Consider the following 23,963-nt stretch of genomic DNA (forward strand, 5'->3'; position numbering starts at 1 on the left):
TGTCACAGCGCGTCCGTCACCCCACCCCGTCCGGCAGCACGACGGCTTCCTCGTACGGCCCCGAGGTCCGCTCGGTCACGTCCTGGCCGTAGCGGATGGTCCGACCCTCGTAGGGGATGCGGAGGACACACCGGAAGGTGTGCGAAGTGACCTGGTAGGTCGAGGAGTCGAGGACGAGCGACTCCTCGGCACGCTCCACGGTGATCCCGCTCTCCGGCGCCGTGACCCCGGCTGCGCGCAGCTGCTCCAGGGTCGGGGCGAGTTCACGCAGGGCCTTGCGTACGACGCCCTGGTCCCGTACGGCGGTCAGCGCGCCGGACGCCGTGCGGACGCGCAGCTCGATCCGCCGGTCCGAGACGGTGAGGGAGACCGCGTCGCCGTAGCCCTCGAACGCGTCGAGCGCGGCGACCGGATCCTCGACCTTGTCCGCGATCTCCGGGTCGGAGAGGGGCCCGTGCCGCCAGGCGGCGTCGCCCTCCTTCACGTACCCGACGCCGTCGACGACGTAGATCTCCTCGGATTTGGTCACGCCCTTGCTGCTCCGGATGTTGCCCGTGGAGTGCAGCGCCCACGGATCGCCGGTGGTCCGGTACACGTCAGCCGAGTAGGTCGCGCCGCTCTTCTGCCCCTGCAGGACCAGTTCCTCGCTCCCCCGCACGGTGAATCGCCAGCCCTCCTCCGCGGCCATCGCCTCCTTGGCCCGGGTGAGGAACTCCGCGACGGTCTCGGGAGTGGGTGCGGGCTCGGCCCTGGTGGGTGCGGGCTCGGCCCCGGTGGGTGCGGCGTCCTGGTGGCTCGGCTCGGAGGGCGGCACGTCGGCTGCCGAGCACCCCAGGAGTACGGCGGAGACCAGGATCGCGGTCGTCGCGGCGAGGCGCCTTCTCATGCGACGGCGCTCCGGGACCGACCGTGCAGGGTCAGATAGAAGGTCTGAAGCGACTCCCCGGGGCCGCCGACGTCGAACCGGTTGCGGACCTTGCCGAGGGGATTCCAGATCCGCCCGTCCGGCATGCGCACGCCGACCCGCTGGCCGAAGTAGGCGCACTGGTCGGCGTCGAAGTCCACCCACACCGCCCCCGCGCGGCGCACGAGCACCTCACCGACGTACACCCCGAGCCCGACCAGCGTCTTCCGTGCCCGCTCCCGGTCGCCGCCGCCCTTGCGCAGCCCGTCGATCAGGAAGTCGACGAGGCGCAGGCTGGCCACGGAGTAGTCCAGCGGCAACCGGTTGCGGGCGGTGACCCGGGCGACGAAGGTCGCGGCGTAGGGGCGCATCTCACGTGCGCACGGTATGCGTTCGTCCGCTCTGCTCATCGGGACACCACCCTCTGTTCGGTCAACGCAAGGACTCCTTCTTGTCCTCCCGCTGACCAAGCGGATGTCGCCTCCTGAGCATCACGGGTAACGAACGTGTTCATTCGCACACAGCGACGTCACAGCAGACGTACAACCTTTCGGCGTCTGATACGTCCGCGAGGCGGCGCATCCACCGCACGTCAGGGAACGGCAGGCCCGCCCAGGTACCGGCCGCCGCGGTCGTAGGGCCAGGCGTTGGCGACGCAGCCGTCGAGACCCTTGATCTGCTGCATCATCGCGGGGGCCGACTGCCCCGGCCCGGGACATCCCTCGTGTCCGTGCCCGATCCGATGACCGACCTCGTGGTTGACGATCAGCGCCCGGTACTCGCCGATGGGCCCGTCGAACTGCGGCGAACCGAGCACCCACCGCTTGAGGTTGACCACCACGTCGGTCCCCACGCTGCAGTTGACCTCACCGCGCGTCAGCAGACCCGCGGCCCCGCAGATGCCGTCCACAGTGCCTGGCGTGGCGATCCTCACAACGAAGTCGTACGACCCGGAGCTGACGAGCTGAAAGGAGTTCACGCCGTCGCGGGTCCAGCCCCGGTCGTCGGCGAGCACCGCGGAGATCTCGGCGGCGGCCGCGCTCGCGGAGACGTCGATGCCGTCCTCCACCATCACCATGTAGCGCCGGACGCGACTGCCGGTGCCGACGACCGTCCCGTCGGCCTGTGCGGTGGTGAAGGTGCCGGGGCCGGTGGCCGGGATGTCGATGGTGCCGGCCGTGGCCGATGGGGAGGGGGACGGGGAAGCGGAGGGGGAGGGGGAACGGGAAGGGGAGGGGGAGGGGGAGGGGGAGGGGGAGGCGCGGGGGATGCCGGAGGGGCTGGTGCTCGGCTCCGGGACGGGTGTCGCGTCGGCCTCGTCGACGTGCGCCTCCAGCATGTCCCCGGCGTCCTCCGCCACCGCCCGGTCGTCGGCCCCACGGCTGTCCTGCCAGTACGCGACGGCGGCTCCGGAGGCGAGCATCACAGCGGTGAAGGTGGCCCCGGACAGGACGGTCCGCACGAGGCCGCGGCGACGGCCGGATGACTGCCCCCGGACGCCGGAACGGGCTCTACGGCCCCGACTTCTCGCCGAAGCTTCGGGCACCCCCTTCCGGCGCTCCCGAGGCCTCTGGTTTCTGGCACGCTTACCCACGGCGGAATTCCCCCCGTATCAGTGGTACGACTCGGCTTCAGCGGCGCGGCGACCCAGCCCCTCTCCCCCAGGTGCAAGATCCCCTCGCCCGGAAAAGACGGGTAACAAGCGGGGCGCGTTCACGTCAACCAAGGGGATAAACAGCAGATTCCGGGCGAGATCGGGCGGGCCGCCAACGGCCGTCACCCCGTACGCACCGGACTGCAGAGGGACACCCACGCCCGCACCCGGCCAGGGAGCCCGCCCTGCGCGGTCGCCCTGCAGGGTCGCCCTGACCGGCGAGAACCTTCGCACCGTCCCGTCACAGGAGTGACATACGATGCGCACGCCCTTCATAAGGTTTCCGTAAGAGGATGTGCACGTCATGGCAATTCGCGCCCCATACCGTCCTGTTCGCGGCATAGCCGCCGTCGTCGCCCTGCTCGCGATCGGCGCGGTGGGGTGCTCGGACGTCTCGGATGCCGTCGACAGCGCCAAGGACGGCGCGAAGAAGATGGCCCGCCAGCGATCGGTGTTCTCGCTGGGCGTCGGGGACTGCTACAACCCGAACGGCAAGGTCGAGGGCGAGACGTTCGCCGTCGAGATCGTGCCCTGCGACGAGGCGCACGCGGGTCAGGTCGTCGGCGAATTCGACATCGACGGAGAGAAGACGTACCCCGGCAACGACGCGGTCGCGGCGATCGCCGACGAGCGGTGCCCGGTCGAGGCAGGGAAGTTCGCCCAGGACACCTGGGCGCTCCCCAAGGGGGTCGACCTCTACTACTACACCCCGACCAAGGAGAGCTGGGCGACGGGTGACCGCGCCGTGAGCTGCACCTACACCAATGAGTCGGGCAAGTTCACCGGCTCGCTGCAGGCCGACGCGAAGTCCCTGAAGCCCGAGCAGACCGCGTACCTGAAGGGTGCGAACGCCGTCTACGACGCTCTGTGGGCGAACCAGCCCGACGCGGATTCCGTCGAGGAGGACCTCGACGGCTACAAGGCACAGGCCAAGGCCGTCGCGGGCGCCCTCGATACCCACCTCGAAGGCCTGCAGGACATCGAGGGCACGGAGATCGGCAAGCTCCGCGAGCAGCTGAAGAAGACGGCCGAGCACTGGAAGAAGGCCGCGAGCGCCACCGACGTCAACGCGTTCTACCTCACCTACGACCCGGCGTTCACCGGCCTCGACCCGAACAAGACGGTCGCCGCCCGCAAGGAACTGGGCCTGGCCACCACCGTCCCGGCCGACGAGGCCGAGGTCTGGGCGGCCTGACGCCCTGCGGACCACGCGGGGCCGCGTCCGCCAAGGACGCGGCCCCGCCTCCTCATTGACCGGCCACGCCTCGGTGCCGTGTCGAGGACACGCCGACCGGCCACCTGCGGACCCGTACCCACCAGGCCGCCGTGCGCCGGCCGCTTGCCGGGTGCGGAGAACCAGCCACCGGGCGCGTCCGGTCAGTCGGCCGCACGGCGGTTGCGTATCTGCACGCCTTGTTCACAGCCTCAGACGCCACCGGGCCACGCCCTTAGTGACTAGTGACAGTCGTACCGAAACGCGTACGGCAGCTCCGGCCCCGGACACCCCCGGCAGACGAAGAAATACATTCCCCCGGCGTCCCCCATGTCCATGTCCTCCTCCCCGGTCACACTGAGCAGATGCTCCATACGGTGCCCGCGGTCGCAGGAGGGCCAGTCCGGTGGCTGGGTCCAGGCCGGGTATCCGCCGACCTTGGTCTGGAGTGCGCACCATTCCACGTAGTAACACCCGTACCGCGCCTCGATCTCCTCGATCCGGGGCTGGATCTTCTGCCTGACCTCACGGGGCATGTCCCAGTTCGGGTACTCCAGAGCACTGGTCGGTGACATCCTCCTTGGCCGCGGCATGAAGTCCTCGCAGTACTCACCCTCGCCCGGAACGGGGACCTCGCCGAGCAACCCGCCCGCGACCACCTCCGCCTCGCTGCGCCAGTGAATGCGGGGCCGCGCGGCGCAGATCGGATCCTCGCAATGCAGCAGCGCGCACCACACAATCTGCAGCACGTCCTTACCCTCGGGGAACCGCAGTTCAGGCACGTCCCGCGCAAACAACTGCACCACAGGGACCATCGGCACCGGCCCCGCCGGGGGTGTCACGTGCGGCCATCCGGCCTCATGCCCGGGCCGATCGCAGTACGGCCAGGGTTCACCGGCGGGCCATAGGAGGGGCCCACCGACGGAACTCTCCCGGGCCGTGGGGTCCCCGTCCTTCGTCAGCAGCAGGGTCGTCCGCTTCCCGAGCCCGGCCAGTTCGGGTATCAACGCCTCCAGATCGTCCGGAGGCTGAGGTATGTGATGCGGGGTCGTCATGGTTGCGATGCTCCCACCAAAGACCGTTGATGCCCCCGGCCAGAGGCATTCGAGGCTCGGCACGCTGGTACAGGCGTGCGGGCCGGCAGCGGCTGCGCGGCCCGGGTCGGACCGGGCGGGATGGGTGGTCTGGCCGGCGCGGTCGCTCTTGGCACGCTCGGCCGGGGTCAGCTTCTCGGGCCGCGAAGACCGCTCCCGGCGGGCAGACCCCTCTCTCGCTGCCGTCGCACGCGGGACCGAAGTGGACGCCACGGCCAGCTCACCGGCCCCTCTGCGGGGTCTAGCCAGGCGGTCACCGAGGTACCGCCCCGCCCTGTCCGGCCGTGCAGTACTGCGTGCGTCCAGCCGTTCGGGGCCTGCGAGACGATCGCCTCGACTATGGGTCGTACTGCCTGCTCCACCATGCTGTGCTCCCGTGCTGTCGACGTTGCCGGGCAGCAGGGCAGCGATCACTGACATTGGGTCGGGATGGGCTCGGCTACCCGCTGTTTGGCCCCTGTTGTCATCGATGTATGCGTATCAGCCGCTATGCGCAAGCGTTTGCAGCCACATCCAGAGGCGGGGCATACTCCCGCGCCGGCCCCCCACGCTGCTTGCCATGTCCCACCCTGGGGGGAGCTCTGCCCGTAGTGGGAGCCACTCTGCGCGCCGCGCGCGCTCTCGTCCTGCTCGCCGGTTTCTACCTGCTCGGCTTCATCCTGCTCGGCGCCCTCGTCGCCATCGACTGGGCCGCCGCGCAGTCCACCTCCGGCACCGCCTACCTCAAGATCTGGATCGTGTCCGCCCTGCTCGCGATCCCGATCGTGCAGGGCATGTTCACCCTGCGCGCACCCCGGAGCGACGATCCGGGCGGGGTGCCGGTGACCGAGCAGCGGGAGCCCGAGCTCTGGGCTCTCGTCCGCTCGTTGGCCGAGCAGATCGGGACCCGCGCGCCCGATGAGGTCCATCTCGTGACGCAGGTCAACGCGGCCGTCTCGGAGGATGCCAGGCTGTTCGGGCTGCGGCCCGGCAAACGGCGGCTGATCATCGGCCTGCCGCTGATGACCGGGCTCAGCGAGCCGCAGCTGACGGCTGTCCTGGCCCATGAGTTCGGCCACTACAGCAACCACGACACCCGGCTTTCCGCGATCAACCGGCGCGGCTGGACCCAGGTCACCCGCACCGTCGCCGCGCTCCACGACCGCTCCGCGAAGAAGGCCGCCAAGGAGCAGGCCCGGCTGGAGAAGAAGGAGGCGAGGAGGGCTGCCAAGGGCAAGGAGGCCCGCGAGGCCGACATCGGTTTCGCAGGCTTGAGCTACCGGCTCGCGGCCATGCCCTTCAAGGCATACGGACACCTCTACGTCCGCGCCATGCTCGGCACCATGCGGCAGCAGGAGTACGCTGCCGACCTCGCCGCCGCCCGTATCGCCGGCCGCGACGCCACCTCGTCGGCGCTCCGTGAGATCCCTGTACTCGACGCCGCGTTCGGCTTCTACATGGAGTCGTATGCGACCCTCGGCACCGGCGCCGGGCTACTGCCACCGCCCGGAGAGGTCTTCGGCGGCCTGCGTCATCTGCTCGCCGCGCGTGCCGGAGAGCTGGAGGAGATGCGCAGGTCGGTGCCGCGGGAGGAGCCTTCCGCGTACGACTCCCACCCGCCGATCGCCGACCGCGTCGCCCGCATCGAGCAACTGCCATACGACGGACGGAGTCCGGCCGGCGCGCGCCCGGCGCTGGCCCTGCTCTCCGACCCGGCCCGCGCCTTCGTCGAGGTCGAGCACGCGGCGCTGTCGCCCGCGGCTCGGCAGCTGCGGCGGGCCGCGGACTGGCCGCAGCTGGTGCACGCGTCGATGGCACAGTACGCGGCCGAGTCCGCCGAACCGTTCCGTCAGGCGGTGCGTGACGTGCACGGTGGCGACGGCTCGTTGGAGGCCGCGCTGGACGCGATCGACGCGGGTCGGCTGTGGCAGATGGCCGAACGGCTGCCCACGTCGGAGGAGGCCGCGAGCGCGACGGGCCGTGTGGCGCGGGAGTTCGCCCGCCCGGAAATCCGTGCGGCACTGTCCGGTTTGGTCGCCGATGAGCTGGTACGACGCGGCTGGGCACACTGGGAGCTGTCCTGGACCGAGTCCGCGAAGCTGCGAATGCCCGACGGCTACGAGGAGTGGCTGAAGTCCGCGCTGGACGCGGCCGTCGCCGACGTACCGGACACACGCGCGCTGCGCCAACTGTTCGCTCCCACTCACTGATCGCCTACTGCTCAAGGAAGGTCCATGGACCGCATCATCCCGATCGTCGGGATCCTCGTCGCCGTTTGGTTCGGGTACCGCAGGTGGAGATCCTCAACCGGGCGCACCCACAGCCGAGACCTGGCAAAGGCCGCCGCCCAGCTGGGCTTTCTGCCCGCCGAGCGGCTCGACACCGAGCGCTCCTCCGCCCCCGATCCACGGGACGAGGCCGTTCTGGAGGCCGTACGGGCGGGGAACTGGCAGGCGGGGGCGGCGTATCTGGCTGAGGCGGGCCGCGACTGGCATGAGCGTGACCGCCGCTCCAGCCTGCTGGCCAACGAGGCCGTGAAGGACGACTCCTGGCTGCTTACCTGGCGTACCGCCCATCCGCAGGACCCCGGCGCGGCCCTGGTGCAGGCCGAGTCGCTCATCGACCTGGCCTGGGAGATCCGCGGCTCGCAGACGGCACGGCACACCACCGAGGAGCAGTTCGCGGGCTTCCACCGGATGCTGGAGCGGGCACACGGGGCCTGCAAGGAGGCGCAGGCGCTCGGTGGCGAGGACGACCCCTGCCCGTACATCGTGGAGATCCCCCTGGCCATGGGCCTCGGCTATCCGCACGCCGCCTTCGAGGCGCTCTGGGCCGAGATCGACAAGCGCGACCCGTACCACCTGGCCGCCCACACCGCCGCGCTGCAGTACTGGTGCGCCAAGTGGCGCGGCTCGCACGAACTGGCGCAGTCCTTCGCACGGGCCGGGGCCGCAAAGGGTGCCCCCGGCCAACTGCTGAGCGTGCTGCCGCTGTACGCGTACTTCGAGTACGAGATCGCGCATGACGACCTCGACGAGGACGAGTACTACAAGCGCCCGGAGATCGTCGCCGCCGTGGACGCGGCACTGGCCGACGTCGCGGTGGCGGCCGCGACGAACCCGCACGATCCGCGGATCCCGCCGGTGCGCCACATCCTGGCGAGCCTGTTGTTCTGGCAGGACCGCTACGAGGCGGCGGTCGAGCAGTTCCGCCTGGTGGACGGCTACATCGACGCCGAGCCCTGGTCGTACGCGGGAAACGACCTGGCCGAGGACTATGTCCGCGTCCGCGACTACAGCGCCGCCCAGGTCCTGAAGAAGTGTGGCGGACGGTGACACCACGCCGTGGTGCGCACGACGTTCGATGCGCAGACCGCCGTTCCCACATCACTCGACGCCTGGTCACGCCCTCTCCCAGGGCCGTTGTCAGCCGACCGTGCTGGCTACCGGCTCGCTGTCGCACACACCACAAGAAAGCAGGTGCGTCGTGGGCGCATCAGGATGGGACTACTACGTGCCCTACCAGGAAGACCTCGGGGCCGCACTGCGCGACCTGCGCCACAAGGTCTTCCAAACTGAGGACTACTACTGGGATCCCTGCGACCACGACCTCCCCGACGGGGTCACCAAGCCAAGGCCGGCAGCCCTGGAGGAGTTGTGGGAAGACGAAACGGTCCAGGAGGAGGGCACCCACTCCATCCTGGACATGCACCGGGTCCTCCAACCAACCGAAGAGCCCGACTATTTCACCGTGCAACCGGTCTCATCAGCCGAGGCGCTGCGGGTCGTCGGCACCGATCGACTCACCAGGGCCCACGTTGAGGCTCTTCGCCCCCTCGCGAGCCGACGCTGGTTCGGCCGATGTGTCGTGCTGCACGACTCTGAGGGAAAACCCGCAGAGATCTACTTCTGGGGTTTCTCCGGTGACTGACAGCGAGCATTCCCCGTACGCGGCATCAAACCCCTTCCGCCCCGCACTCGCCGTCTTGGCCGTGTCCGCTCAGAGGCGGCATACGAACCGGCCACGACCACGGTCGTCATCGCCTTCGGTACGAAGAGCGGCTCGCGCTCGGCCGATGGTATGGGCGGGGAGATGGTGATGGCGGCCTCCTGGCTGGGCCGGCGTGCTGCTGAACGTCACTCCATGGAGATCCGCTTCACGACCACCTGCCCGGCGGCTGCCGCGAGGCCGTAGAAACGCTTGAGGTTCTCCGCGTCCCTGATGATCCCTTCGATCACCCAGTCGGACAGCGAGCCGGCGTTCTGCCACGTCAGCTCCTCCCGATTGGCCTCGATCAGCCGAGGAACGTCGATCTGCGCCAGGAAATCCGCCGCCGCCCGGACGCCGTCCTGAGGCAGAAGCACGATCGCGTCCGGCGGAGTGTCCACATGTCCAAGAAGAATCCCGCCCATGACGGGCACATCGCTGATCGGACCGTAACCGCTGCCCCGGCCCTTGAATGTCGTCTCAACCGCTCGCCACTCCTCGGCGAGGTCGCAGAGAATTCCCGCGGCACATTCCTCCTCGTAGACCGAAGCGTCCAGAGTTGCTTCGAACTCTGCTTCAAGGGCGTCCAGACCTTCATCCACGCCGGACGGGTCAATTCGCCGCATGCGCATGGAAAGCCCCATGGCGGTACCACCTCTCAGGTGTGCTGTCCGTCGACGGTGAGGTTGTGGACCTTCTGGCCGCGGTGGGTGTCCTCGAACGCGTGATCTGGACCCAGGCCGGGGCCGCGGCCTGCAGCTACATGCCGGCTCAAGCTCGCCCGCCTCGGCCCACGCGCCTTAGTCGGGCAGGCGGCGCAGGATGACGCGGGAGATGGTCGGCGGCCCGTTCGTTGGTCATGTCGGCGACGTACGCGGCCCTCATCGTGAAATGGTGACGGGGGCCGCGCGTCGTTCTCTGCGTCAGGGTGTGATCGGAACAGCTCGGGTCCACAGTTCCTCGGCGTGATCACGGAAGCGGTCGAACATGCCGCGGTCGCCCTGCCGGTGGAGGTGCAGCAGGGGCGAGTCGTGGCCGACCAGCCGCGCGAGATGGGGCGTCACAAGGGCGTCGTCGTCGAACCGGAAGACGCTCAGGCTCACGTGGTTCACGGCGTCCTCGGGGGCCGAGAATCGCGTCTCCAGCCCTTCCAGGGAGCCGAGGCGGTCCAGGTGCTCCAAGGAGATTCGGATCCGGGTGGAGACCGTCAGAGCCGTGTCCTCGATGGACTCGCGCTGCCGCGTCACCTCGCCCTCCGGGTCGCCGATCAGGAAACGGACCCGGACCCCTGAATCGATCTTGCGGCGCAGCGTCTCAGAGAACGCCGGGACGGACGTAAAGAGGAAGTAGTTCGTGTACCCGGCGAGGTAGATCTCTTGCGTGGCGCCCTCGGTCAGTTCGGACCACACGGAGGACGGCGCTGCTGATCGGTATGGGTAGCTGTGGGTGATCTCGCGGTCCGTGCCGGTCTTGATGCGGTCCTTGACTACCTGGGGCCAGATCATTTCCTCGTCCACTCCCAGCGCGCGGGCGGCGTCTTCGCGGTTCCTGGCGTGCGGTGTTAACGCCTCATTCGAAACCCATCGTTCCACTTGCTTCGGCGATACCCCCACCCGGTACGCAAGCTGTCGAGCGGAGAGCCCCGCTTCATCCATGGCAGAACGAAGTCTGACGTTCAAGTCAACCCCCTCGACAGGGACCTTTGGGCCTTCTTAAGACCCTACCGCCGTAAGGCCCAACTGTCCCCGCTCATACGGAGAAACGTCCCGTGAGGGGGCCCACGATCAGAGGACACAGAAGACCCCCGCGACGGTGGGCGCCGTCCGGGGGCGTGGCCACCAACCCCATGGAGGTTGATGACAGTGAGCATTATCCACGCGTTCCTACGCCGGATCCTCGGTGCACTCGTGCCCGGTACCGGCAGGCGCCGGGCGGCGCACCCCGCCGTACCGGCCCCCGAGCACAGGCACGAGGCACCCCCCACGACCACCACCCCGAGCCTTCCCACCCACCGGTCCCCGTACGGCCGTGACGTGCTTCTCGACGGGCACGCGGCGGCACTGGTACGGCCGTACGTCCTCGAAGCCGAGCGAGAGCAGACGCTGAAGCGCCGTCGACGGGTCGCTCTGGTCCTTGCGATGGACTTCGGCGTCGACCTTGACCGACACATGGCCGGCACTGAGGGGTTGGTCCGATGAGCGCGAGTGCCGCAGAGACGACGATGTCGGCGGAATGCCGTCTCGCGCAGCGGCGCGAGTACCGGAGCCTGCACGGCCAGTGCCGCCAGACCAAGGACGTGCCCCTGCCCCACAGCAGGGGCCTGCTGCTGCAGCGCCGCTGTGGCTGCTCATGCCACGGCAAGGGTGGTGAGCGGTGAACGCCGGAACCCCGCCCGAGCCGGGCACATCCCGCATGACGATCGAGACCTACCGGGTCGGCCCGGACGGGAAACACGTCGGCCGGACCCGGCAGCGCACAGTCACGGCCACCCCGGACCCGGAACGAGTCGCCGACTCCCTGGCCTGGCCCCCATGCCACTGCCCCCGCTGCCGCACCGGCCACGGCCCACGCGCCCGGTAGCCACCCCGATCGGCCGTCCGCCCCGTATCCCCCAGGAGGCGGGACGGACGGCCGTTCGACAAGAAGCCGGAGGGCCGCACCCCCACCGCCGCGGTGACGTACGAAGTGACCGGCGAGGGCACCGCCGACATCACCTACCAGGCCCGCAGCGCCTCAGGAGAGGCCGTCGTCGTCAAGGCCGCCGCTCTGCCCTGGCGCAAGACCGTCGACGTCCCGCTCGGCAAGGAACCGACCGTCAGCATCGTCCTCGGCGAGAAGGGCGGCCAGGCCCGCTGCGCCCTCACCATCCGCGGCAGGCACGTGCAAAGCGCCACCGCCACCGGCACCTTCGGCCGCGCCACCTGCGCCGGCTCGCTGCCCGGGCGGGCGGACCCGACCGAGAGCTGACGAGAACTGACGAGGGCTGACGTCCGCGCTGCCCCATATCGGCCTCTTTGTCGCATCGCTTGACACCGGTTCGGCCACGTAACTAAAACCGGGCCCGGTTCTGCACGACCTCTCCCAGGCCGTGCGGCATACGCCCGCGCGGTCCCTCCGTCGTGCCGTGACGCCCACCCGCTTCGTCGCCGTGCCGTCTCCGCGGACCGTCCGCCCCCCCGAACACATCCGCCCATTGGTAAGGAGCCCAGCGTGCAGGCCTTCCCCCGTCAGGTTCTGATCAGCGCCGCCGTCGTCAGCGTCGTGGGGGTGATGTCCGCCTGCGGTGGCCCGGGCGACCAGCAGGCGGCGGCCGACTCGGTCGAGATATCACAAACGCCGGACGGGAGCTCTGTCGACACCTCCGGCTCCGCGTCGCCGAACTCCTCCGCCTCCACGTCCGCCAGCCCGTCCGCCTCCGGCGACGCGTCCGCCTCGCCGTCCGCCTCCGCCTCCGCCTCCGCGTCCGGCGCCGCCGCGAAGGAGACCGGCACCGCGGCGAGTGGCGCGGGCACGGGTGCGGGTGCGGGTGCGGGTGCGGACAACGGTGCGGGTGCGGGCTCGGGCTCGGGCTCGGCATCCGGCGGTCAGCAGGACCCGGCGCCGGCCGCACCCGCCGCCCCGGACTTCCCGGTGCCGGTCGAGGTGGGCGACGCCACCCAGCTGATCACCGTGAAGGCCAGCGGCTCCTACGCCACCGTCACCGCCTGGGCGAAGGGCTCCTCCGGCTGGAAGGCGCAGTTCAGCACCAGCGCGGGCCGGGTCGGCTCCAACGGCGTGACCGACGGGGCGACCCGGCAGCAGGGCACGTACACCACCCCCACCGGCACGTACACGATCACCGAGGGCTTCGGCCATGTGGCCGGCGGCACCGCGATGCCGTATCACGTGGTCACCGACGACGACTGGTGGGTGCAGGACCCCGAGTCGAAGTTCTACAACTCCATGCACGGCGAGGAGGGCGCGGACTTCCCGCTCACCGAGTCCGGCGACCGCGGCAGCGAGCACCTCATCAACTACCCGACCCAGTACGCCAAGGCGCTGGTCATCAACTTCAACCGGTGGCCTGCGACCCCCGGCCGCGGCGCCGGCATCTTCCTGCACGTCAATGGCAGCGGTGCGACGGCGGGTTGCGTGTCGGTGCCCCGGGCCACCATGGACCGCATCATGAGCTGGATCACGCCGTCCGCCCGCCCGCGCATCGCCATCGGCTGAACCAGACACTGAACCAAACACCTGGTCCCGGGCACGCCCAGGCGCTGAACCGCGCCAACTCGGGCATGGCGATGCTCCTCAAGGGCACCTCGTCCGGCCTGACCGGCTTCGGCTCGACCTGGATATCGCAGGACCGGTCCGGCCCGACGCGGCCGGGACCCCACCCACTCACTCACTCACTCACTCACTCACAGGGTCCCGGCCGCGTCATGCCTCATCGGCGCCTACCCCCGCGACTCCCCGCTCGTCGCGTCCCGGCACAGCAACCGCAGCGACCCGTCGCCCGCGAAACACCGCCGCGCCTCGTCGATCGGATCCCACAGGCGGCCGTCCGGCGTGCGGACCCAGTGGTCGCCGCCGCTCGCCCACCACTCGGCACCGGTCTGACGGACGATCACCTCCCCGGCATACGCCCCGAGCCCGCGCAGCATGTTCTCCACGGCGGCGTACGGCGTCCCCTCCCGGCGCAGGTCGTCGATCATCCGGTCGGCACGCCACAGGGACGGCGCGGAGTAGTCGAGGCGCAGCCGCGCTCCCTCACGCAGGGTCGCCACCGCGTCCGCCGCCCACCGCACCGGCTTCGCCGCGGCCGAGGGCCTGTTCTCCGGGGTCGCCCCCGCTTGGGTCGTCGTCACAGTCTCGGTCGTCACACTGGGTAAAGCGCTCCGCGACACCGTTTCGTCACGCGCTTTCGACCACTGCCCGCAACCGGCGCAGGACCACCCCAAGGCGCTCTCAGGACAGCCACAGGATCCTTGCGCCGGGGCGGGTTTACGATCCCTGATCCGGACTCAGCCCTGCGGGGTCCTGCGGGCCCTCCGGTGGCCAACCGCGCGGACGACGGCGCCACGCGGAATGCCCGAGCCACCGCCACACAGCCCACGCGGACCCCGACGCGCTCTCAGAACAGTCACAAGTCCCTTCGCAGGGGCCGGATGACAATCCCGGATCCGGGACTCAGCCCTGCGGGGTCCTGCGGGGCCTTCCGGGGGTCAACCGCGCGATCGCGAACCCCGGCATCACGTGAAACCCCCAAGCCACCCGGCACACAGCCCACGCGGACCCCGACGCGCCCTCAGGACAGTCACCGCACTCGGATCAGCTCAGACCTGCCGGGCCCGGCGGGACACCACCGCGCGGAGGACCCGGCGGCCCTCCGTCGAGATCTCCAGGGCGCGGCGCAGGCCGGCTGTGCCGTGTTCGGTGAGGAGTTCCAGGACGGTGATCTGGCGGCGCAGTTCGGCGGCGACGAGCGGGGACATGGCCTCCGTACCGCCCTCGCGCCGCGTGTCGACGGAGGCCGCGCCGTCCCCCGCGGGGTCGAGAAGCCGGTGGACCTGCAAGGACGCCACCGAGCAGCCGTCGGCCCACGCCCGCGCCTCGGCGCCGGAGCGCATGGCCGGGGCGGCGGCCAGCATCCGCCGGACCAGCAACGCGGCCTCGTCCTCGACGTCCTCCGCGTCCACGACGTCCGCGACGCCCAGCTGCCCGCGCGCCTTGTCCAGCAGCGCACCCCACTCCCCGGCGTCGCCGTTGTCCGCCAGGTTCGCCCATAGCGGCCGCAGTACCTCGTCGTCGCCACCCAGCAGAGGCACGCACCGATCCAAACAAGCCAGCGCGCTGACGGCCAGCCCCCGTTCGTCGGCCTGCGCGATCAGTTCCACCAGGCTCATCCACGCCTCCCGTCCCGGGGCGCCATCGTTACGGAGCCCGCACTTCCCCTTACTGCGCGCCATCCTGCCCTACTGTCACACCGGCACGACGCCGAGTCGGTGAAGGAATCGGAAGAAACGGTTTTCGGCCAGCCCCGAAGAAGCCTCGGCCAGGCCCCGAAGAGGCTTGGGCCACCCCCGAAGAAGCCTCGGCCAGGCCCCGAAGAAGCCCCAGTCGAACCGGCGAAGCCTCAGTCGAGCCGATCCGCCAGCTTGTGGAACTCCGCCCACGAAAGCTCCGGCTCGCCCTCGTCCCACAGCTTCTGGACGGTCGCCCGCAGCGGCATCCGGATCCCCGCCGCGACCTGTGCCTGCGTCTGGGAGTTCGCGAGGTCGCACCACACCGCGAACGAACCGCCGAGTATCTGCCCGTCGTAGCGCGCCGCGACCGGCTGCGTCCCGCGCAGCACCCGCGGCGTCCACTGCTCGTATATCCGCTCACCCGTCGGATAGACGAAGGTCTGCGGCTGCCCGAGGACGTAGTACAGGAACTCGTCGTTGTAGTTGATGACCTGGCGCCCCGCCCTCAGATACTCCACCGGCAGCCGCGCCCCGATCTCCTTGCCCGTCCAGTAGGCGACCTGGATGTCCTTGTCGGCCTGCACGGACGTACCGGCGTAGAAACCGTCGTTCCAGGCGCGCGGGGTGCGGTCGTGGGCGCGGACCGTGGCGGCGCGGTCGTTGAGCCAGCCGGTGGCGAGGTCGGCGACGGTCCCGCCGGGGCCGTACTCCTCGCGCGCGGCGGCCGCGAGCTGCGGGTACGAGGCCTCCGGGTCGGACGCCATGAGCGCCCGGTACTCGTCGCCGCCGAGGTGCCACTGGTTGCCGGGGAAGAGACCGGCGTACTCGGCGAGCAGCTCGTCGACGATCTTCGCGGCCGCCGGATCGGAGATGTCGACGGCCCCGGTGGCCGCGGTCCCCTGCGCATTGCGCAACTGCAGATCGGGATGCGCGGCGATCACCGCACCCAGATGCCCCGGCGAGTCGATCTCCGGTACGACGGTGATGTGCCGGCTCTCGGCCAGCCGGACGATCCGCCGGACCTCCGCCTTGGTCAGATGCTGCTGCGACACGACCTCGGGATGCGAGTCGGACTCGATACGAAAGCCCTGGTCGTCGGAGAAGTGCAGCCCCAGCTCGTTGAACTTGAGGTCGCCCAGCTCCCGCACCCGGTCCTCGATCCAGTCGGCCGTGAAGTGCTTGCGGGCGATGTCCAGCATCAGCCCGCGCCGCTCCTTGGCGGGCCCGTCCCGCACGACCCCCTCCGGCGCCGTACCCCCACCGCGCACGGTCTGCTTCAGCGTGCGGGTCCCGTAGAAGACCCCCGCCTCCCCGGCCGCGCTGATGCTGACCCGCCCGCCGCGGACGGTCATGGTGTACGACTCCTGGTTCGCCCCCGCGGCCCCGCTCAGCGCCAGCCGCAGATCCCCCGCCTTCGTGTCCCCCTTCTCCCCCGCGTAGGTGAGCCCCAGCTCACCGGCTATCAGCCGCCCCTCGTCGGCGAGCCCGGCGTCGCTCACGACGACCCGCTGCCCCCGCTCGGGACGCCAGCCGGGGCCGCGCGCCGGGGAGTGGTCCTGCACGGCCGGAATCGTGCGCGGGGTCGTGGACAGGGGGTACGAGCGGGTGGGCGTCGGGGTCGGCGCGGCCGCCGCCGCGGGGTCGGACGGGCTCGCGGACGTGACGCCCGGCGCCCGGGCTGCCGTACCGGCCGGTCCGGCGCCATCGCCTCCGGCCCACAGCCCCAGGCCCAGTCCGGTCAGCACGACCGCGGCGACAACCACCGCGATCAGCCACCGCCTCCGCGTCACGCTCCGCGCCGACGCCCGGCGCCTGTGCTGGCTCACCCCGCCAACGTACGACCAACAGCGTCCACCGCGCGTCCTTAAACTCTCCCGTCCGGGTGAATTTCAGGCATCCCTCGGACACGCCGTGACCACTCTCGATAGCGTGACGGCACATCTCTCACAGCATCCCCTGCCTGCCGACACATGTGACGCCCACGAGGACCCACGCTGCCTGCGCACCGTCTCCCAGACCTCCCCGGCACCGCCATACCGGTGGACCACTTCAACACCGCCCCCGCCGACGACCTGCGGCGCATGCTGCTGAGCTGCCTCCACAGCCTCCACTGGGCCCGGCGGGTCGCCGACCACCGTCCGTACCCTGACGCGGACGCCCTGCTGGCGGCGGCGGACGAGGCGGCGTACGACCTGACCTCGGCGGATCTGGCAGAGGCCCTGGCGGCCGAGTCCCTGCCCACGCTCCCGGCGGACACGTACTCCGCCGCCCACACGGCCCTGAGCGCGGCACACGCGGCTTACGAGGCCCGCTTCGGACACGTGTTCGTCATCTGCCTGGACGACGCGCCCCAGGCCGAGATCCTCGACCGCCTCCTGGCAGCCATCCGGTCACGATTGACAAACGATCCGGAAGAGGAACGGGTCATAGCGGCAGAAGAACTCCGCCGGCTGGCAAGGGGGCGGCTGGTGGAGCTACTCAGGGGCGCGAGGAACTGCGCGACCAGCACAAACGGCGCCGCACCCGGCACTTGAACAGGACACCCCACCCCATAAGCCGCAAACCTCACCCATCCGCGTGCCACTTTGATCACACCGCCAGACCCCGGCTCAGCCCAGCGGCAGCGCGTCGCTACGATGCTGGGGGCCGGTGGACCGTACCCGGCCGGGCCCGTCCGACACCGAAGCCGGCAGGCCCCAGTCCCCGCTCCCGGAGGGTTCTTCCGTGCCGGCTGGAACGCTGTACCGCGGCCGGGAAGGAATGTGGTCCTGGGTGGCTCACCGAGTCACCGGCGTCCTCATCTTCTTCTTCCTGTTCGTACACGTGCTGGACACCGCTCTCGTCCGTGTCTCCCCCGAGGCATACGACGAGGTCGTGGCCACCTACAAGACGCCGCTCGTCGCCGTGCTGGAGTACGGCCTCGTCGCCGCCATCCTCTTCCACGCGCTCAACGGCCTGCGCGTCATCGCCGTCGACTTCTGGTCGAAGGGCGCGCGCTACCAGAAGCACATGCTCTGGACCGTCATGGCCGTCTGGGTCGTGCTGATGCTCGGGGCGATCTACCCCGTCCTCGGCCACGCCGCTCGTGAAGTCTTCGGGAGCTGACGCGCGCATATGTCGAACAACACAGTCACGACTGAGACCACCGCTTCCGGTATCGGCCCCGTCGAGGGCGCCTCCGTCTACACGGTCGACAACCCGGCGCCGCTCATCGAGCCCCCGCGCAAGCGCACCAAGAAGACCCCGAAGTCCACGCGCGGCAACTTCGAGATGGCCGCCTGGCTGTTCATGCGGCTGTCCGGCATCGTGCTGGTCGTCCTGGTCATCGGCCACCTGCTGATCCAGCTCGTGCTGGACGGCGGCGTCTCCAAGATCGGCTTCGCCTTCGTGGCCGGCCGCTGGGCGTCCCCGTTCTGGCAGGTCTGGGACCTGCTGATGCTGTGGCTGGCGATGCTGCACGGCGCCAACGGTCTGCGCACGATCATCAACGACTACGCGGAGCGCGCGAACACGCGCCTGTGGCTGAAGGGCCTGCTGTACACCGCCACGGTGTTCACGATCCTGCTGGGCACGCTGGTGATCTTCACCTTCGACCCGAACATCCGCTAGGCACGGGGCTGAGGTACTACTCATGAAGATCCACAAGTACGACACCGTCATCGTCGGCGCCGGTGGCGCGGGCATGCGCGCCGCCATCGAGGCGACCAAGCGCAGCCGCACCGCCGTGCTGACCAAGCTCTACCCCACCCGCTCCCACACGGGCGCCGCGCAGGGCGGTATGGCCGCCGCGCTGGCGAACGTGGAGGAGGACAACTGGGAGTGGCACACCTTCGACACGGTCAAGGGCGGTGACTACCTGGTCGACCAGGACGCCGCCGAGATCCTGGCGAAGGAGGCCATCGACTCGGTCCTCGACCTGGAGAAGATGGGCCTGCCGTTCAACCGCACCCCGAACGGCACGATCGACCAGCGCCGCTTCGGCGGTCACAGCCGCAACCACGGCGAGGCCCCGGTCCGCCGCTCCTGCTACGCCGCCGACCGCACCGGCCACATGATCCTCCAGACGCTGTACCAGAACTGCGTCAAGGAGGGCGTGGAGTTCTTCAACGAGTTCTACGTCCTGGACCAGCTGATCACCGAGGTCGACGGCATCAAGCGCTCGGCCGGTGTCGTGGCGTACGAGCTGACGACCGGTGAGATCCACGTCTTCCAGGCCAAGGCCGTGATCTACGCGTCCGGCGGCTGCGGCAAGTTCTTCAAGGTGACGTCGAACGCACACACGCTGACCGGTGACGGCCAGGCGGCCGTGTACCGGCGCGGGCTGCCGCTGGAGGACATGGAGTTCTTCCAGTTCCACCCGACCGGCATCTGGCGCATGGGCATCCTGCTGACGGAGGGCGCCCGCGGTGAGGGCGGCATCCTGCGCAACAAGGACGGCGAGCGCTTCATGGAGAAGTACGCGCCGGTGATGAAGGACCTGGCGTCCCGTGACGTCGTGTCCCGCTCCATCTACACCGAGATCCGTGAGGGGCGCGGCTGCGGTCCCGAGGGCGACCACGTCTACCTGGACCTCACCCACCTGCCGCCGGAGCAGCTGGACGCCAAGCTGCCGGACATCACCGAGTTCGCGCGCACCTACCTGGGCATCGAGCCGTACACGGACCCGATCCCGATCCAGCCGACCGCGCACTACGCGATGGGCGGCATCCCGACCAACGTCGAGGGTGAGGTCCTGGCGGACAACACCACCGTCGTCCCGGGCCTGTACGCCGCCGGTGAGGTCGCCTGCGTGTCCGTGCACGGCGCCAACCGCCTCGGCACCAACTCGCTGCTGGACATCAACGTCTTCGGCAAGCGCGCGGGCATCGCGGCGGCGGAGTACGCGCAGAAGGCGGACTTCGTCGAGCTGCCGGAGAACCCGGAGTCGCTCGTGCTGGAGCAGATCGAGCGGCTGCGGACGTCGACGGGCACCGAGCGGGTGGCGACCCTGCGGCGTGAGCTGCAGGAGACCATGGACGCCAACGTCATGGTGTTCCGCACCGAGCAGACGATCAAGACGGCCGTCGAGAAGATCGCCGAGCTGCGCGAGCGGTACCGGAACGTGGCGATCCAGGACAAGGGCAAGCGGTTCAACACGGACCTGCTGGAGGCCATCGAGCTGGGCAACCTGCTCGACCTGGCCGAGGTCATGGCGGTGTCCGCGCTGGCCCGCAAGGAGTCCCGCGGCGGTCACTACCGCGAGGACTACCCCAACCGCGACGACGTCAACTTCATGCGCCACACCATGGCGTACCGCGAGGTCGGCGCCGACGGATCCGAAACCGTCCGTCTCGACTACAAGCCGGTCGTCCAGACCCGCTACCAGCCGATGGAGCGTAAGTACTGATGGCTACCCCCGTTCTGGACAAGGTCGAAGCGGACTCCGCCGCCTCGCCTTACATCACCGTCACCTTCCGGGTCCGCCGCTTCAACCCGGAGGTCTCGGCGGACGCGACCTGGGAAGACTTCCAGCTGGAGATCGACCCCAAGGAGCGCGTCCTCGACGGTCTGCACAAGATCAAGTGGGACCTGGACGGCACCCTGACGTTCCGTCGCTCCTGCGCGCACGGCATCTGCGGCTCGGACGCCATGCGGATCAACGGCAAGAACCGTCTTGCCTGCAAGACCCTGATCAAGGACATCAACCCCGAGAAGCCGATCACGGTCGAGCCCATAAAGGGGCTGACGGTCCTGAAGGACCTGGTCGTGGACATGGAGCCGTTCTTCCAGGCGTACCGGGACGTGATGCCCTTCCTGATCACGAAGGACACCAACGAGCCGACGCGTGAGCGTCTGCAGTCCGCCGAGGACCGGGAACGTTTCGACGACACGACGAAGTGCATTCTGTGCGCGGCCTGCACCTCCTCGTGCCCGGTGTTCTGGAACGACGGGCAGTACTTCGGCCCGGCGGCGATCGTCAACGCCCACCGGTTCATCTTCGACTCGCGTGACGAGGCCGGTGAGCAGCGTCTGGAGATCCTCAACGACCGTGACGGCGTGTGGCGCTGCCGTACGACGTTCAACTGCACGGACGCCTGCCCGCGCGGTATCGAGGTCACCAAGGCGATCGCCGAGGTGAAGAAGGCACTGATCACGCGCCGCTACTGAGCTGCTGCACGCTCCGTCCCGCTCCGTGCGGTGAGGGCCCCGTCCACCGGTGACGCACCGGAGGCGGGGCCCCCGCGCGTGCCAGGCGTCGCCCGGCAGGCGGGAATTGTCAGACAGGTCCTAGAGCTGGCTCAGGATGGTCGGGTCGGTGATCTTCGTGTCGTCCGCCAGCATCATCGCCTTGCTGAGGATGACCGCGAGCATCCGATCGCCCTCGTAGGGCAGGTAACCGGCCTGCGGGGCGCCAGGTGCGGACTTGGGGACGATGCACAGGTACTGGTCGTTCGGGCTCATCAGGATGTTGCCCGAGCCGAGGTGGATCCGGTACGTGTGGCGCTCGCCCTTCACCTGCAGGAAGCGGCCCTCCAGCGTGCAGCGGTCGGCTATCGCGAGCCTCGGTATCAGGCGTTCGAGCAGGACCCGGCGGGTTTCGGCGCTCTGGCCCAGTTCGCCGAAGCCGTACGACGTCCAGTACTCGCGGAAGCGGCCGTCGGGGCCGCCGTCCTGCCAGGTCGGGTCGTTGCCGACACTGGCGACACCGACGAACAGGTCGACGTCGCGCAGGACTTCCGACAGGACGAGGGGCGGGATGTCGGCGAGGGGAATCGGGTCGACCGGGGCGGCGCCGTCGCGCAGCCACATGCGGTACTCGCCGCCGCAGCAGTGCGCCGAGTTCTCCGGGGCGCCGATCGGGTAGAAGCGGACCTGGTCGGTGCGCAGCCGCAGGTAGCTGCCGGACTCGGTGGTGTCGACGCCGTAGGTCTCGCCCTCGCCCTCGATCCAGTACTCGGCGCGCAGGCCCCACTGCGGCAGTTCGCGGGTGGCGGGCGGGGCCTCGTCGTCGACGCACAGGCGGAGCTTGTTGCGCCAGCCCCGGATCGCGGCCAGGGCGTGGAACTGGTGCTGGCGCAGGATGTGCGCCGCGAACCGGTTGGAGTACGTGTGCGTCGCGCGCTCGGCGTCCGTCAGCAGGTACACCTCGCGGTGGGCCTGCTTGAACGGCTGGGTGATGCCGTGGCGTTCCAGCCAGTCCCGCCAGGCGACGATCTGCGCGGGCTCGTGGCCGACCGGGTGCCACAGTTCCACCTCGGTGCCCTGGGTGACCGGGTCGTCGGTGAGGGTGCGCAGGGCGCCGTCCGCGTAGCCGACGGTCGTGCCGTCGACGGTCCACAACAGGCGGCGGGCGAGCGTGCCGACGAGGGGGTGGTCCAGGTAGCGCTCGCGCCAGGCGGCGTACGTCCAGGTGCGCCGGGCGAGGAACTGCCGGTCGAGCCGCTCGCTCTGGGCCGTGAGCATCTTGTCGATGTCCTTGACCGCCGCCTTGAGTTTCTTCAGCTCGTCGGCGTGGTCGCGGCGGACGGCGGCCGGGACGGCCTTGACCGGCTTGCCCGCCGCGTTCTGCCAGCTCAACACCGCCCGGGAGCCGTCGACGCGCAGCTCGGCGGCGGCGTCCCCGAACGCGTACCGGGCGTGGCCGACCTCGGTGAGGCCGTACGCGGGCACGGCCAGCTCCTCGATCTCGTCCCGGCCGAGGCCGAGTGCCTCCGCGCGGGTGTCGAGGGCGGTGTCGAGCAGCTTGAGCGTGGCCTTGTAGGTGACGCGGGTGGTGAGCCGGGCCAGCTCGGCGAGGGCGGTCTCGCCGTCGATGCGGGACAGGGCGTTGACGGCGGCGTTGGCGACCTTGGGGTTGCGCGGGCCGAGCCCCGCGACCTTCTTCAGGCAGGTCTCCACCAGCGTGCCGAGGGCTCGCGCGGTCTCGGCGTGGGCGGGCAGGAAGGAAAGCAGCCAGGTCAGGCCGCGCAACGCGGTGGCGTTGTAGGGATCGAGGGTGTCGTTGGGGTTCGCGCCGTAGTACGCGGGCAGCAGCGGGCGCGTACGCGGCCGGCCGACCAGGCCCAGCCAGGGCAGCACCCGCTCCCGCACGGTCTCCGGCCCGATGGCGTCGATCAGGGACCGGCCCGTCCGCTCCCACTTCGCCGAGGGGCGGGCGGCCGTGGCGGTGGCCGCGTGGGCGAGCAGCCGGTGCCAGTCCTCGCCGCGGCCGGAGAGGTCCGCCAGCGCCTGGTCGGACCAGGCCTCGCCGGGATTGACGACGGGGTGGGTGAGGCGCTTCACGAGAGCTCCGAGTTCGCCCGGGCCGTTCCAGAGCAGGAGGTGGGAGCGGCGGATCAGGGCGACGAAGTCGCCGGGGAGATCACGCCCCTCTGCCAGTTCCAGCTCCGCGAGCCGGACCAGGTGCAGGGTGTTGTACTGCGCCTCCCGCTCGGCGGCCAGCCGGATGAGCGCGGAGCGAGTGGCGCGCGGCTGGTCCTCGACGACTTCCGCACCCTCGATGGTGGCGAGCAGGTGCACGATCCGGCGGCGTACGACCGCGCTCTCCTCCACCTCGTGGTAGCGGGCGGCCAGGTGGTGCAGCAGGACCGCCTGGAACCGGCGGTCGGTGGCGCGCACCGCGTCGAGGACCTTGCGGCCCTCCCAGCCCCAGTCGTCGTCGATCGTCTCGGCCAGGGCGAGCAGCTCGGGCACCGCCCCTTCGGCGTCCCCGGCGGCGACCAGGTCCAGGATGCCGCGGACCTGTGCGGCGTACTCGGAAGTCGATGTGATCATCAGCCACCCACCAGGGGGACGAGCTTCAGAAACGTGACCTCGGTGCCGAACGCCAGCTCGATCTCCTCGTCCGCGTCGGTGACCTGACGGTCCCCCACAAGGACCAGGAAGCCGTTGCCCGCGAAGGCCTTCAGCGCCAGCTCGGTCTGCGCCTCGGGGTCTATCCGCCGGGCCGTGCGCAGCGCGTATCCGTTCAGCACCCGCTCGGTGTCCGAGGGCTGCACCAGGCCCTGGAACACGCCCGGCGTGCGCGCGTTGTACTCGGCGACCTCCTGGAACACCCGGCGCCGGATCAACTCACCCACGGTGAGCCACTCCTCGGCGACCTCGAGCTCCCAGCCCGCGCCCCTGTCCCCCGTCGTCGTCTCGTCGACGAACGTCACGATTGCCATGCCGACGACAGTACGGGCCGCCACTGACAATGCCGGGGTTC

The 23,963-nt window shown here is 70.0% G+C and carries 25 protein-coding genes and 1 pseudogene; 14 read left to right on the plus strand and 12 right to left on the minus strand.

The features are described 5' to 3' along the window. Positions 1–16: 16 nt before the first annotated feature. The 3 genes from HJD23_RS15160 to HJD23_RS15170 all read right to left on the minus strand — a co-directional run bounded on the left by HJD23_RS15160 (position 17) and on the right by HJD23_RS15170 (position 2,366). Positions 17–886: a hypothetical protein gene (locus HJD23_RS15160; protein WP_171114244.1), complete on the minus strand. Its 870-nt coding sequence runs from the start codon at positions 884–886 to the stop codon at positions 17–19. Beyond that, positions 883–1,314: a hypothetical protein gene (locus tag HJD23_RS15165; protein ID WP_171114245.1), complete on the minus strand. Its 432-nt coding sequence runs from the start codon at positions 1,312–1,314 to the stop codon at positions 883–885. The genes HJD23_RS15160 and HJD23_RS15165 overlap by 4 nt, the downstream gene beginning before the upstream one ends. A gap of 182 nt (positions 1,315–1,496) precedes the next feature. After that, positions 1,497–2,366: a DUF3152 domain-containing protein gene (locus tag HJD23_RS15170; protein WP_240980715.1), complete on the minus strand. Its 870-nt coding sequence runs from the start codon at positions 2,364–2,366 to the stop codon at positions 1,497–1,499. A gap of 496 nt (positions 2,367–2,862) precedes the next feature. On the opposite strand from HJD23_RS15170, the gene HJD23_RS15175 reads away from it, so the two are divergent. Continuing rightward, positions 2,863–3,753 (plus strand): septum formation family protein, encoded by an 891-nt coding sequence (locus HJD23_RS15175; RefSeq protein ID WP_171114246.1) that lies wholly within the window; start codon positions 2,863–2,865, stop codon positions 3,751–3,753. A gap of 260 nt (positions 3,754–4,013) precedes the next feature. Here HJD23_RS15175 and HJD23_RS15180 read toward each other — a convergent pair whose 3' ends face one another. Next, positions 4,014–4,826 carry a DUF1963 domain-containing protein gene (locus tag HJD23_RS15180; RefSeq protein WP_171114247.1) on the minus strand — a complete coding sequence of 271 codons (813 nt, stop codon included), beginning with the start codon at positions 4,824–4,826 and terminating at the stop codon, positions 4,014–4,016. Between the two features lie 629 nt (positions 4,827–5,455). On the opposite strand from HJD23_RS15180, the gene HJD23_RS15185 reads away from it, so the two are divergent. From HJD23_RS15185 to HJD23_RS15195, 3 genes are all read left to right on the plus strand, one after another. Further along, positions 5,456–7,054, plus strand: coding sequence for a M48 family metallopeptidase (locus HJD23_RS15185; protein ID WP_171114248.1), 1,599 nt, complete (start codon positions 5,456–5,458; stop codon positions 7,052–7,054). Positions 7,055–7,078: 24 nt separating this feature from the next. Continuing rightward, a complete protein-coding gene (locus HJD23_RS15190) occupies positions 7,079–8,179 on the plus strand; it encodes a hypothetical protein (RefSeq protein ID WP_171114249.1) in 1,101 nt (366 codons plus the stop codon). Between the two features lie 151 nt (positions 8,180–8,330). After that, a complete protein-coding gene (locus HJD23_RS15195; protein ID WP_171114252.1) occupies positions 8,331–8,774 on the plus strand; it encodes a hypothetical protein in 444 nt (147 codons plus the stop codon). A 206-nt stretch (positions 8,775–8,980) separates the two neighbouring features. On the opposite strand, the gene HJD23_RS15200 is transcribed toward HJD23_RS15195, so the two are convergent. From HJD23_RS15200 to HJD23_RS44730, 3 genes and pseudogenes are all read right to left on the minus strand, one after another. Continuing rightward, positions 8,981–9,475, minus strand: coding sequence for a DUF1877 family protein (locus HJD23_RS15200; protein WP_171114253.1), 495 nt, complete (start codon positions 9,473–9,475; stop codon positions 8,981–8,983). Between the two features lie 279 nt (positions 9,476–9,754). Beyond that, the gene (locus HJD23_RS15205) at positions 9,755–10,336 is read right to left on the minus strand and encodes an XRE family transcriptional regulator (RefSeq protein WP_232107987.1); all 582 of its coding nucleotides are present in this window, start codon (positions 10,334–10,336) and stop codon (positions 9,755–9,757) included. Positions 10,337–10,348: 12 nt separating this feature from the next. Further along, positions 10,349–10,510, minus strand: a pseudogene (locus HJD23_RS44730) (helix-turn-helix transcriptional regulator); the annotation flags it as partial. A gap of 177 nt (positions 10,511–10,687) precedes the next feature. Between HJD23_RS44730 and HJD23_RS15210 the strand changes: the two are divergent. The 5 genes from HJD23_RS15210 to HJD23_RS15230 all read left to right on the plus strand — a co-directional run bounded on the left by HJD23_RS15210 (position 10,688) and on the right by HJD23_RS15230 (position 13,043). Then, positions 10,688–11,029, plus strand: a complete 342-nt coding sequence (locus tag HJD23_RS15210; RefSeq protein WP_171134030.1) for a hypothetical protein — start codon at positions 10,688–10,690, stop codon at positions 11,027–11,029. After that, positions 11,026–11,208, plus strand: a complete 183-nt coding sequence (locus tag HJD23_RS15215; protein ID WP_171114256.1) for a hypothetical protein — start codon at positions 11,026–11,028, stop codon at positions 11,206–11,208. Before HJD23_RS15210 ends, HJD23_RS15215 begins: the two co-directional genes overlap by 4 nt. Continuing rightward, positions 11,205–11,411, plus strand: coding sequence for a hypothetical protein (locus HJD23_RS15220; RefSeq protein WP_171111905.1), 207 nt, complete (start codon positions 11,205–11,207; stop codon positions 11,409–11,411). The genes HJD23_RS15215 and HJD23_RS15220 overlap by 4 nt, the downstream gene beginning before the upstream one ends. Before the next feature lie 93 nt (positions 11,412–11,504). Further along, a complete protein-coding gene (locus HJD23_RS15225) occupies positions 11,505–11,798 on the plus strand; it encodes a hypothetical protein (protein WP_171118783.1) in 294 nt (97 codons plus the stop codon). A gap of 243 nt (positions 11,799–12,041) precedes the next feature. After that, entirely contained in the window at positions 12,042–13,043 is a 1,002-nt protein-coding gene (locus HJD23_RS15230; RefSeq protein WP_240980716.1) for a L,D-transpeptidase family protein, read from the plus strand. A gap of 224 nt (positions 13,044–13,267) precedes the next feature. On the opposite strand, the gene HJD23_RS15235 is transcribed toward HJD23_RS15230, so the two are convergent. The 3 genes from HJD23_RS15235 to HJD23_RS15245 all read right to left on the minus strand — a co-directional run bounded on the left by HJD23_RS15235 (position 13,268) and on the right by HJD23_RS15245 (position 16,602). Continuing rightward, on the minus strand, positions 13,268–13,678 hold the full coding sequence (locus HJD23_RS15235) for a hypothetical protein (RefSeq protein WP_171114257.1): 411 nt from the start codon (positions 13,676–13,678) through the stop codon (positions 13,268–13,270). A 468-nt stretch (positions 13,679–14,146) separates the two neighbouring features. Further along, entirely contained in the window at positions 14,147–14,716 is a 570-nt protein-coding gene (locus tag HJD23_RS15240) for a hypothetical protein (RefSeq protein ID WP_171114258.1), read from the minus strand. 230 nt (positions 14,717–14,946) lie between these two features. Continuing rightward, complete coding sequence (locus tag HJD23_RS15245; protein WP_171114259.1) at positions 14,947–16,602, minus strand: glycoside hydrolase family 20 protein; 1,656 nt, start codon at positions 16,600–16,602, stop codon at positions 14,947–14,949. 168 nt (positions 16,603–16,770) lie between these two features. Here HJD23_RS15245 and HJD23_RS15250 point away from each other — a divergent pair, with 168 nt between their 5' ends. From HJD23_RS15250 to HJD23_RS15270, 5 genes are all read left to right on the plus strand, one after another. Next, positions 16,771–17,310 carry a 2-oxo-4-hydroxy-4-carboxy-5-ureidoimidazoline decarboxylase gene (locus tag HJD23_RS15250; protein ID WP_197973045.1) on the plus strand — a complete coding sequence of 180 codons (540 nt, stop codon included), beginning with the start codon at positions 16,771–16,773 and terminating at the stop codon, positions 17,308–17,310. Positions 17,311–17,500: 190 nt separating this feature from the next. After that, the gene (sdhC, locus tag HJD23_RS15255; protein ID WP_171114261.1) at positions 17,501–17,881 is read left to right on the plus strand and encodes a succinate dehydrogenase, cytochrome b556 subunit; all 381 of its coding nucleotides are present in this window, start codon (positions 17,501–17,503) and stop codon (positions 17,879–17,881) included. A gap of 9 nt (positions 17,882–17,890) precedes the next feature. Further along, positions 17,891–18,385 carry a succinate dehydrogenase hydrophobic membrane anchor subunit gene (locus tag HJD23_RS15260; RefSeq protein WP_171114262.1) on the plus strand — a complete coding sequence of 165 codons (495 nt, stop codon included), beginning with the start codon at positions 17,891–17,893 and terminating at the stop codon, positions 18,383–18,385. A gap of 22 nt (positions 18,386–18,407) precedes the next feature. Beyond that, positions 18,408–20,162, plus strand: coding sequence for a succinate dehydrogenase flavoprotein subunit (gene sdhA, locus HJD23_RS15265; protein WP_171114263.1), 1,755 nt, complete (start codon positions 18,408–18,410; stop codon positions 20,160–20,162). Further along, the gene (locus tag HJD23_RS15270) at positions 20,162–20,923 is read left to right on the plus strand and encodes a succinate dehydrogenase iron-sulfur subunit (RefSeq protein ID WP_171114264.1); all 762 of its coding nucleotides are present in this window, start codon (positions 20,162–20,164) and stop codon (positions 20,921–20,923) included. The genes sdhA and HJD23_RS15270 overlap by 1 nt, the downstream gene beginning before the upstream one ends. A gap of 120 nt (positions 20,924–21,043) precedes the next feature. On the opposite strand, the gene HJD23_RS15275 is transcribed toward HJD23_RS15270, so the two are convergent. Both HJD23_RS15275 and HJD23_RS15280 read right to left on the minus strand, forming a co-directional pair. Next, entirely contained in the window at positions 21,044–23,530 is a 2,487-nt protein-coding gene (locus HJD23_RS15275) for a DUF4132 domain-containing protein (RefSeq protein WP_171114265.1), read from the minus strand. Then, complete coding sequence (locus tag HJD23_RS15280) at positions 23,530–23,922, minus strand: hypothetical protein (protein ID WP_171114266.1); 393 nt, start codon at positions 23,920–23,922, stop codon at positions 23,530–23,532. Before HJD23_RS15280 ends, HJD23_RS15275 begins: the two co-directional genes overlap by 1 nt. Between the last annotated feature and the right edge of the window lie 41 nt (positions 23,923–23,963).

Origin of the sequence: Streptomyces sp. Z423-1 (genome assembly GCF_013009255.1) — a bacterium.
GTDB lineage: Bacteria > Actinomycetota > Actinomycetes > Streptomycetales > Streptomycetaceae > Streptomyces > Streptomyces gossypiisoli.